The organism is Castellaniella ginsengisoli (assembly GCF_040955415.1).
Lineage (GTDB): Bacteria > Pseudomonadota > Gammaproteobacteria > Burkholderiales > Burkholderiaceae_B > Castellaniella > Castellaniella ginsengisoli.
On the sequence record NZ_CP158257.1, the window covers coordinates 1,571,663 to 1,581,570 of the forward strand.

The 9,908-nt window shown below is 65.5% G+C and carries 8 protein-coding genes and 1 other RNA gene; 7 read left to right on the forward strand and 2 right to left on the reverse strand.

Features of this window, described 5'->3' with window-relative positions:
• The first annotated feature begins 32 nt into the window (after window positions 1-32).
• Entirely contained in the window at window positions 33-1,124 is a 1,092-nt protein-coding gene (gene pyrC, locus ABRZ00_RS07505) for a dihydroorotase (protein WP_368647601.1), read from the forward strand.
• Window positions 1,125-1,287: 163 nt separating this feature from the next.
• On the opposite strand, the gene ABRZ00_RS07510 is transcribed toward pyrC, so the two are convergent.
• Window positions 1,288-3,138: an ATP-binding cassette domain-containing protein gene (locus ABRZ00_RS07510; RefSeq protein ID WP_368647892.1), complete on the reverse strand. Its 1,851-nt coding sequence runs from the start codon at window positions 3,136-3,138 to the stop codon at window positions 1,288-1,290.
• Between the two features lie 156 nt (window positions 3,139-3,294).
• Between ABRZ00_RS07510 and rnpB the strand changes: the two genes are divergently transcribed.
• From rnpB to ABRZ00_RS07535, 5 genes are all read left to right on the forward strand, one after another.
• An RNA gene (rnpB, locus tag ABRZ00_RS07515) (RNase P RNA component class A) lies at window positions 3,295-3,698 on the forward strand.
• A 139-nt stretch (window positions 3,699-3,837) separates the two neighbouring features.
• Window positions 3,838-4,668, forward strand: a complete 831-nt coding sequence (locus tag ABRZ00_RS07520; protein ID WP_368639646.1) for an ABC transporter ATP-binding protein — start codon at window positions 3,838-3,840, stop codon at window positions 4,666-4,668.
• Complete coding sequence (locus ABRZ00_RS07525) at window positions 4,649-5,356, forward strand: ABC transporter ATP-binding protein (RefSeq protein ID WP_368639645.1); 708 nt, start codon at window positions 4,649-4,651, stop codon at window positions 5,354-5,356. The genes ABRZ00_RS07520 and ABRZ00_RS07525 overlap by 20 nt, the downstream gene beginning before the upstream one ends.
• Before the next feature lie 4 nt (window positions 5,357-5,360).
• Entirely contained in the window at window positions 5,361-6,437 is a 1,077-nt protein-coding gene (locus ABRZ00_RS07530) for a branched-chain amino acid ABC transporter permease (protein WP_368647640.1), read from the forward strand.
• Window positions 6,438-6,447: 10 nt separating this feature from the next.
• Complete coding sequence (locus ABRZ00_RS07535) at window positions 6,448-7,653, forward strand: branched-chain amino acid ABC transporter permease (protein WP_368647641.1); 1,206 nt, start codon at window positions 6,448-6,450, stop codon at window positions 7,651-7,653.
• A 72-nt stretch (window positions 7,654-7,725) separates the two neighbouring features.
• Here the strand turns inward: ABRZ00_RS07535 and ABRZ00_RS07540 are convergent, their stop codons facing one another.
• Complete coding sequence (locus ABRZ00_RS07540) at window positions 7,726-9,075, reverse strand: ABC transporter substrate-binding protein (RefSeq protein ID WP_343836889.1); 1,350 nt, start codon at window positions 9,073-9,075, stop codon at window positions 7,726-7,728.
• 403 nt (window positions 9,076-9,478) lie between these two features.
• Here ABRZ00_RS07540 and mraZ point away from each other — a divergent pair, with 403 nt between their 5' ends.
• Window positions 9,479-9,907 carry a division/cell wall cluster transcriptional repressor MraZ gene (gene mraZ / locus ABRZ00_RS07545; protein WP_343836887.1) on the forward strand — a complete coding sequence of 143 codons (429 nt, stop codon included), beginning with the start codon at window positions 9,479-9,481 and terminating at the stop codon, window positions 9,905-9,907.
• The last annotated feature ends 1 nt before the right edge of the window (window position 9,908 follow it).

The window sequence follows — 9,908 nt, forward strand, 5'->3', positions numbered from 1 at the left end:
AGACTTCTCTTCCCGTTTCTCCGGATCGCGGCGTGTCTGCGGCCGGGGCCGCAGACGCACCCGCCCGCATCCGCCTGATCCGGCCCGACGACTGGCATCTGCATCTGCGCGATGGCGCGGTGCTGCGCAGCGTGGTGATGGATTCCGCACGCCAGTTCGGGCGGGCAATCATCATGCCCAACCTGAGGCCGCCCGTGCTGACCACCGAGGATGCGCGCGCCTACCGCGAGCGGATTCTGTCCGCTTTGCGCCAGGCGTGTGCGGAGACGGGCGAAACGCCGGCTTTCGAGCCACTGATGACCCTGTATCTGACCGACCGCACCACGCCGGACGAGATTCGCCGGGCGAGCGATTGCGGGTTCGTGCATGGGGTGAAGCTTTATCCCGCCGGGGCGACGACTCATTCGGACGCCGGCGTGACGGATCTGCTGGGCCGGTGCCGTGCGACGCTCGAGGCGATGCAGGATTGCGGCATGCCGCTGCTGGTCCACGGCGAGGTCACCGATCCGGAAGTCGATCTGTTCGACCGCGAAGCGGTCTTCATCGAGCGGGTCATGCAGCCCCTGCGGCAGGCTTTTCCGGCGCTGAAGGTCGTGTTTGAACACCTGACCACGGCGGACGGCGCGGCCTACGTGACGCAGGCCCCGGGCCCCATCGCGGCCACGCTGACGCCGCAGCATCTGTTGTACAACCGCAATGCCCTGTTCAAGGGCGGCTTGCGACCACACTGGTATTGCCTGCCGGTCCTGAAGCGGGAAACGCATCGCAAGGCGCTGCTTGAGGCCGCCACGAGCGGTAATCCCCGTTTCTTTCTAGGCACGGACAGCGCGCCGCATCCGCGCGGCGCCAAGGAGCAGGATTGCGGCTGTGCGGGCTGCTACACGGCGCGCCACGCCATGGCGTTGTATGCCACGGCGTTCGAGTCCGTCGGCCGCCTGGACCGCCTGGAGGCCTTTGCCAGCCTGCATGGCCCGGCCTTCTATGGCCTGGAGCCCAATCGAGGCAGCCTGACGCTGGAGCGCGTGGCCAATCCCATCCCCCACGACCTGCCGTTGGGCGATGAGGTGGTCGTCCCCCTAGCCGCCGGAGAAACCCTGGGTTGGATGAGCCTGGACGCGGAATAGTCCCTGCGGACTATTCCGCGCCTGGCGAATCCGAGTGCCTTGCAAGGCACGAGGTGGAGAGATGCCTCGGGTGGAGAGGTTGCGCGCCTGGCGAATCCGAGTGCCTTGCAAGGCACGAGGTGGAGAGGTGCCCGGGGTGGAGGGGTTGCGCGCCTGGCGGATCTCAGTCGCCGCGTTTGTCTTCCAGCAGGGTCCAACGTTCGAATAAACCCTCGAGCCGGCCTTCGAGTTCGCTCAAGGCCTGTTGGACGCGCTGCGCCTCGTCGGTGCCGTCACGGTATAGATCGGGATCGGACAGGCGTGCCGCCAGCCCGGCCTGTTCCGCCTCAAGCGCGGAGATCTGGTCGGGCAGCCTGGCCAGTTCCTCGGCTTCCCAGGGGGCCAGGCGGTTCTTGCGCGGCTTCTCGGCGGGTTCCGTGGCAGCGGGCCGGCCGGCGGCCGGGTTCCGGGCCTCGCCGGGCGGCTCGGTGCGGCCCGGTGCGGCTTGCCGGGCTGCCGCAGCCTGCGGCGCTGCGGCGCGGGGCCTCTGGCTTTCCCAGTCGTCGTAGCCGCCCACGTATTCCCGCCAGCGGCCGTCGCCCTCGGCGGCGATGGTTTGCGTGACCACGTTGTCAAGGAACGTGCGGTCGTGGCTGACCAGCAGCACCGTACCTTGGTAATCCTGCAGCAGGCCTTCCAGCAGCTCCAGGGTATCGATGTCCAGATCGTTGGTCGGTTCGTCCAGTACCAGCACATTGTGCGCCTGGGCGAACATCCGCGCCAGCGCCAGCCGGGCGCGTTCGCCGCCCGACAGACTGGAGACGGGCGAGTGGGCCCGGGCGGCGGGAAAGAGGAAATCCTCCAGGTAGCTCATGACGTGTTTGCGCTGGCCGCCGATCTCCACCCATTCGCTGCCCGGACTGATGGTGTCGGCCAGCGTGGCGGATTCATCCAGCCGGTCGCGCATCTGGTCGAAGTAGCCGATCGACAGATTGGTGCCCAGGCGCACGCTGCCCCGCAGAGGCTGCAGTTCGCCCAGCAGGATGCGCAGCAGTGTGGTTTTGCCGGCGCCGTTGGGGCCGATCAGGCCGATGCGGTCGCCGCGCTGGATCAGGGTGCTGAAATCCCGGATCAAGTTGTGTTCGCCGTAGCCGTGGGTGACATCCGTCAGTTCGGCCACGAGTTTTCCGGAGCGCTGGCCGTCAGCCAGGGAGAAGCGCACCTGCCCCTGCTGGTCGCGACGCTCGGCGCGCGCGCGGCGCAAGGCTTCGAGGCGGCGGACGCGGCCTTCGTTGCGGGTGCGGCGCGCCTCGATGCCCTTGCGGATCCAGACCTCTTCCTGGGACAGCAGTTTGTCGAAACGGGCATTGGCCTGCTGTTCGGCCTCCAGCCACTGCGCCTTGCGGGCCTGCCAGGCGGAAAAATTGCCAGGAAAGCTGAGCAGTTGCCCGCGGTCGAGTTCAATGATGCGGGTGGCGACGGCGTCGAGAAAGCGGCGGTCGTGGGTGATCAGCACCACGGCTGCCCGCGTGGTGCGCAGCAGGTTTTCCAGCCAGGCGATGCCCTCGAAATCCAGGTGGTTGGTCGGCTCGTCGAGCAGCAGCAGGTCGGGCTCCTCGACCAGGGCGTGGGCCAGAGCGACGCGTTTGCGCGTGCCGCCGGACAGGCCGCGGATGGGGAGATCGGGATCCAGGCCGAGCGCGTCGATGAGCGCCCCGGCGCGTGCCGGCCGCTGCCAGTCTTCCGTGGCCAGCGGATCGCCGGACAGGTAGCCGAGGATGGTTTCATCCTCGGGCAGTTCGGGTTCTTGTTCGACCGTGGCGATGCGCAAGCCGTTGCGCCGCCGGATGTCGCCGTCGTCCAGGTGGGTGCGCCCATCCAGGACGCGCAGCAGCGACGATTTTCCGGCGCCGTTGCGGCCGATCAGGCCGATCCGTTCGCCCGCCAGCAGGGTCAGGTCGGCGTGGTCGAGCAAGGGGTGGTGGCCGTAGGCGAGCTGGGCCTGGGAGAGGGCAAGCAGGGTGTCGGACATGATGCGGGCAACGGAAGGGCAGCCGCCGGCGCGCAGGGCGCGCCGGAACCAAAAGGGTATTGTCGCAGTTTGGAGAGCGGTGTGCCGGGGGGGCGTGACCCGCCGGGATGGGCGACGCGATGGTTCGTCCGGAACCGCGAGGCGGTACAATGCCGGCGCGGGGCAGATCGGGCGATCGCGGTGCCGAAAGGCATCGAGGAAGGTCCGGACTCCATCGGGCGCGATAGCGGCTAACGGCCGTCCGGCGATCCCTTCGGGGAAAGCCGAGGACCAGGGCCACAGAGACGAGTCTGCCGCAGGGGTGCGCCGCAAGGCGCACACCGGTACGGCCATCTCCGTACCGTCCGTCCGGCCAGTCCGGGCGGTCTGCGGCAGGGTGAAACGCGGCAACCTCTATCGGGAGCAACATCAAATAGGCATGCGCCGGCTTCGTGCCGACAGGGCGGCCCGTCCGAGCATGCGGGTAGATGGCTAGAGCGGTCCAGCAATGGCCCGCCCAGAGGAATGATCGCCCGCCGGGGCAACCCGGCGTACAGAATCCGGCCTATAGATCTGTTCCGCATTTATAGGGAATTATGCGCATTCGGTCGCCGCGGCGGCTGTGATACCCTGAATCATCATTTCGAACCGACGGCCCTCGGCGCTCTGCGCAAAGGGTACGCCGGCCGGGTTCCCATCGTGGAAATCCTGCAGGAGGCATCGGTGACGGATTCGACAGCATCATCCCTGTCGGAAACGGATGTCGGCCAGCGGCATCCGCTGCTCGAAGTCCGTGACCTGACGAAAAGCTTCGGTGGCCTGAGGGCCGTGGATCATTGTTCGTTCCAGGTGGAACGCGGCACCATCACCGGTCTGATCGGCCCCAACGGCGCCGGCAAGACCACGGTGTTCAATCTCATCACCGGCTTCATTCCCCCCGACTCCGGGCGCATCCTGCTCGACGGGGAAGACATCGGCCATCTGCGCCCCGACCAGGTCTTTTCTCGCGGCTTGTCCCGCACCTTCCAGATTCCGCGCGAGCACGGCACCATGAGCGTCCTTGAAAACCTCATGCTGGTGCCGGCCGGGCAGTCGGGCGAGCATTGGTGGAATGCCCTGCTGCGTCCGGGGCGCGTCTGGGCCGAGGAAGCCCGCCATCTCGCCAAGGCGCGCGAGGTTCTGGAATACCTTCAGCTCACGCATGTCCAGCACGAATACGCGGCCAATCTGTCGGGCGGTCAGAAAAAACTGCTGGAAATGGGCCGCATGCTGATGGCGGATCCGCAGCTCATCCTTCTGGACGAACCGGCGGCCGGGGTCAACCGTACGCTGCTGCAAAGCATCATCGGGAACATCCAGACGCTGTCGCGTGAGCGCGGAATCACCTTTCTGTTGATCGAGCACGACATGAACATGGTCATGAGCCTGTGTGATCCGGTCATCGTCATGAGCGAGGGGCGCAAGCTGGCGGAAGGGGCCCCCGATGCCGTGCGCAATGACCGCGCCGTGCTGGAAGCCTACCTGGGAGGGCAATATGCCGCTGTTGCAGGTTGACGCCGTCACGGCGGGGTACGGCGACACCGAAATCCTGCGCGCGGTGTCTCTCCGGGTCGAGGCCGACGAGATCGTCGCCATCATCGGGCCCAACGGGGCCGGCAAGTCCACCCTGATGAAGACGATCTTCGGCCTGCTGCATCCGCGCCAGGGTTCGATTGCCTTCGACGATCACGACATCACGCATGAGGCGCCGCACCGCATCGTCCGCCTGGGAATGTGCTATGTCCCGCAGGTGGCCAATGTCTTTACCGCGCTGACGGTCGAGGAAAACCTGGAAATGGGCGCCTTTCCGATGGGCAAGGTCGACCTGACGGACAACAAGGACCGGGTCTACGCGATGTTTCCCAAGCTGCGCCAGCGCCGCCGCCAACTGGCGGGCAAGATGTCGGGCGGCGAACGGCAGATGGTCGCGATGGGCAGCGCCCTGATGATGAATCCCAGGCTGTTGCTGCTGGACGAACCCACGGCCGCCCTGTCTCCGAAACTGGTGGACGAGATCTTCGAGCGCATTGCCAGGATCAACGAGAGCGGGGTAGGCATTCTGATGGTCGAGCAGAACGCGCGGCAATCCCTGGGGATGGCCCACCGCGGCTACGTGCTGGCCAATGGCGAGAATCGCCATGAGGGAACGGGACAGAATCTGCTCGACGACCCGAATGTCGGGCGCCTCTACCTGGGAGGATGACGCGATGACCGATTCGGCACAGTCCGCAGCGAATCACAATCCGCCTCTGGATTCCCCGGAGACCGAGACCGTCGACGCCCGCGACGCCGGCGGCGCGCGCAGCAGCCGTTTCGTGGGCGGCGTGCTGGCGCTGGTGCTGGCCGGCATGTGGATCGCGGGCTGGCTCTCGGGCACCAGCACCGAAGACATGCTGTCCCTGACCGCATGGGGCGTGATGCTGGGCGGCATCATCGCCCTGGGGGGCATCGGCCTGACCCTGTGCTACGGCGTCCTGAAATTCCCGAATTTTGCGCATGGGGAATTTCTGACTCTGGGGGCTTACGTGACGTACGGCGTGGTGCTCGTCCTGCCGCAATCCAACCCCATCTGGCGTTTTTCCTTCGGTTGGGAACTGGTCGTCGGCCTGCTGCTGGCGGCGGCGATCACCGCCCTCGTGGCGATCCTGATCGACCGGCTGCTGTATCGGCCATTGCGCAAGCACCAGTCGCCGCTCGTCTTGCTGGCCATGGCTTCGCTGGGCATGGAATTCCTGCTGCGCGGCATCGTCTACCTGGTCTGGGGGTCGGACTTCCATTTCTATTATTCGGGGCGTTCCAATCCCGCGCTGTACCTGCCGTTCGGCTTGCGCCTGCAGGCGGACCAGCTCTTCGTGTTCGCCCTGGCCATCGTCCTGGTGGCGCTGCTGTACTGGATGCTGACCCGCACCCGGATCGGCAAGGCCATGCGCGCGACAGCCGACAATCCCGACCTGGCCCAGGTGCGCGGCATCGATACCGAGCAGGTCGTCGCCTGGACCTGGGCCATCGGCGCGGGTTTGGCCGCCATCGGCGGCGTCATGTACGGGCTGGCATCGCAGATGCGTCCGGATATGGGCTTCGTGCTCTTGCTACCCTTGTTCGCCGCTGTGATCATGGGCGGGATCGGCAGCGCCTGGGGCGCGCTGGTCGGGTCGATCATCATCGGAATCGCCATGCAGTTGACTTCCGCCTTCCTGAATCCGGCCTACGGGCCGGCGGTGGCGTTCGTCCTGATGGTGCTGGTGCTGCTGATGCGGCCCCAGGGGCTGTTCGCCCAACGCTAGGAGCTGCGGCATGGATACGCTACTGTTGATCAAAGCCTGCTTCCTGCTGGTGCCGGCCTTTTTGCTCGGGTGCCTGCTGTTTTCCCGCCTGCGTTGGCTGGCCCGCCTGCCGGCCGCCCTCGTACTGGGCGCCGTGCTGGCGTTTGGCGTGGCGGGCCTGCTGCCCGGCAGCATGGATTACCTGGTGTCCTTCAGCATCATGGCGATCATCTACTCGATCCTGTCGCTGGGTCTGAATGCGCAATGGGGTTACAACGGCCACTTGAATTTCGGCGTGGCCGGCTTCTTCGCCGTCGGCGCCTTCACCATGGCGCTGTTCGTCACTTCGCCGCCCTCGGGCCTGATGGCGGCTTATGCCCAGCAATGGTTCGGCCTGAATGCGCCCTACCTGGCCGGCGTGGCGGCCGCAGGCATCATGGCGGGCGTGGTGGCCTACCTGATCGCTCAGCCCATCCTGCATTTGCGGGCGGATTTCCTGGCGATCGCCACGCTGGGGATCGCCGAGATCATCCGGCTCGTCTTCCAGAACGAACGCTGGCTGGCCAACGGGCCTCAGCCCATGTCCGGCATTCCCCAGCCACTGTCCTGCGTATTCGACCGCGCCGGATGCGGCTGGCTGCCGGATGGCCTGCAGTCCGTCTTGTCCGTCATGCAGCCCCGGGACTACAGCTATCTGTACCTGGTGATCGTCACGCTCGGTCTGGCGCTGGTGTATGTCGTGCTGGAAGCCATGGTGCGCTCGCCCTGGGGGCGCGCGTTGCGCGCCGTGCGCGACGAAGAGGATTCGGCGGCCATGAGCGGCAAGCACGTCAAGTCTTTGCGCGTGCAGTCCTTTGTGTTGGGTGCCGTCGTCATCGGTGTGGCCGGCGCTCTGTACGCGCCGTACATGGTCACGATCGACTACAGCCACTTCAAGCCCTTGTTTGCCACGTTCCTGGTCTGGGTGATGTTGATGCTGGGCGGCAGCGGCAACAACAAGGGCGCCATCCTGGGGGCCTTCGTGATCTGGGCCGTCTGGAGCGGCACGGGCTTCGTCACGGATTCTCTGCAGGTCGCGCTGCAAGGGGTCGCGCCCGACGTGGCCTCGCGCATGTCCTTCCTGCGCTGGGCTTTCGTGGGTCTGCTGCTGGCGTTGATCGTGCTGTTTCGCCCGCAGGGCATCCTGCCCGAGAAAAAGCGCGTCTCCCGCTTTCTGGACAAGGCGCCCGAGGACTAGCGCCCGCCGGCGGGCCCGACACGACAAAGGTCACGCAAGTGACCTTTGTCTTTCAAGGGTGCGAGGCGCGGATCAGCCGGCCGGGATGTCCTTGGCGGCCACCATCTTGACGGTCTCGATCTGGTCGCCCGAATACTTCCAGATATTGACGGGCGTGATGACGTCGCCGTTGTCGTCGAAGTCGCAGGGTCCGGCGACCCCGTTGTAGTTGATCTGCTTGCCGGCCTTCAAGGCCTTGAGCATTTCCGTGACGCGATCCTGATCGCCGCCGTCGATCAGCTCGCCCGGCGGGTTGGAGACTTTGCGGAGTTCGTCGCGCAGCATGGCGCCCGTGATCCTGGAGGCATCGGTGGCCCCTCCGGCCACGGCGGCCGCCATGGCCAGCCCCGCGACCAGACCGGCGTCGTACGAGCAGGTGGTGAAGGGCGGGAAGTGGTCGTACTTGTAGGTGGACAGATAGGTTTTGGCGAAATCCTGATAGGACCGCGTGGTGGTATCCTCGCCGGGCGCCGTGCCGTAGCGGCCGTTCATGTCCGTGGCGCCGACTTCCTTGATGATGTCGATGCTGGCGTTGCCGTCGGTGAATTGCCAGTGGGTGAAATTGAAGGTGTCGCGGGATTCCTTGCAGATGGCGATGGTGTGCGCCGGGTAGCTGACGATGAGCAGCAGGTCGGGTTTGTCTTTCAAGGCCTGGGACAGCATGGACTTGTAGGTCGGTTGGACTTCTTCGGGGTGGGGAACCTCGGCCAGGACGGTGCCGCCGCGTTTTTTGAAGGCGGCGGAGAAGGCATTGGACAGGCCTTGCCCGTAGGGGTTGTTGATGTAGATGGTGGCGACGCGCTTGAACTTGTAGGCGGGGTCGATTTCGCCGTTGACGAACTGGGCGGCCACCACACCCTGCATGGCGTCGGATGCGCTGGTGCGGAACAGCAGATCGGCCTTGGCGTCGGCGGGCAACACGCTGACCAGGGGGGAAGTGGTGCCGTTGCCGATTTGCAGGACGCCGGATGGGATGGTGACCGAGGTCGCCACGGCGACCGTGACGCCGCTGGACCAGCCATTGATGATGACCGGCGTGTGCTGGGTATCGACCATCTGCCGGGCGGCCTGCACGCCCACCGTCGGCAGGGTGGCGCTGTCGGCCGTGACGTGGTTGGCGATGAGGGGGCCGCCGAAGACCTCCTGGGCGGCCGTGTTGATCTGATCCACGGCGAGCCGGACGGCATCCCGGTAGTAGGGGCCGAATTCGGCCGCGGAGCCCGTCATGGGCAGGACCTGGCCCAGGTTGATGGCGGGCGGCGCGCCAGCCGCCAGGGCGCGTTGCAGCGGCAGGAGGCCGCCGAACAGCAGCATGCCGCCTGCGGCTCCTGAGGATTGCAGGAAATGACGGCGGGAGTGGGGGAAACGGGTCTGATCCGACATGAGGGAATCTCCTTTCTGGTGACTGACGAAATGGCAGGCAAACGCAAAAAAGGCTCGGATGCTTTCGAGTCTGGCACCCGGGTGTGCCGGTGCTTCAGCCCGGGAGGGGAAGTCCATTACATCGGCTGCCCCCGGGTGTGTCAATCGGGGATTGGTGCAGGTTCGGTTGTATCCAGTCGTCTCCGCCCGGAAGCCGACAAGCCCCCAACCTGACAAAGGACTTTCAGTTTGGTTTCCAATCCTTTGATTTTTCAGGTTTTTATTTATCGATCAATTATTAAAAACAGTTGTAAGTGCTTGTTGTCATTGAAGAAATTTCAATTTTTGCCTTGACCGGCACTCATCCATCCCGTAGAGTGGGACAAAGTAGATTTTTGTGTCATGAAGTGGGAGGAAAACCCTCGTGTTTCAAGGAAGCAGCGCGCTCACGCTGGATGCCAAGGGCCGGATGTCCATTCCGGCCCGGTATCGTGACGCCTTGCTGGCCGAAGAACAAGGGCGGCTGACCCTCACGCGGCATCCCGATGGCTGCCTGATGCTCTATCCCCGCTCCATCTGGGAATCGAAGCGCGAGCAGATCGCGGCGCTGCCGGCCTCCGCGCGCCCGCTGCAACGCCTGCTTCTGGGCAATGCCCAGGACGTGGAGATGGATGGAGCCAGCCGCATCCTGGTGGCGCCCGAGCTGCGCGCGGCTGCGGGCCTCAACAGGGACGTCATGCTGCTGGGCCTGGGGTCGAACTTTGAATTGTGGGATCGCGCCCAGTGGGAGGCGCGTTGCATGGCGGATGTGGGCAACCTCGATCCGGCCATTCTTGAACAGATCTCTTTCTGAG

Bases quoted from the DNA above. Each gene is read 5' to 3' on its own strand.
- ABRZ00_RS07525 (WP_368639645.1), top strand. From the start codon at position 4,649: ATGCCGCTGTTGCAGGTTGACGCCGTCACGGCGGGGTACGGCGACACC.
- ABRZ00_RS07530 (WP_368647640.1), top strand. From the start codon at position 5,361: ATGACCGATTCGGCACAGTCCGCAGCGAATCACAATCCGCCTCTGGAT.
- ABRZ00_RS07535 (WP_368647641.1), top strand. From the start codon at position 6,448: ATGGATACGCTACTGTTGATCAAAGCCTGCTTCCTGCTGGTGCCGGCC.
- ABRZ00_RS07540 (WP_343836889.1), bottom strand. From the start codon at position 9,075: ATGTCGGATCAGACCCGTTTCCCCCACTCCCGCCGTCATTTCCTGCAA.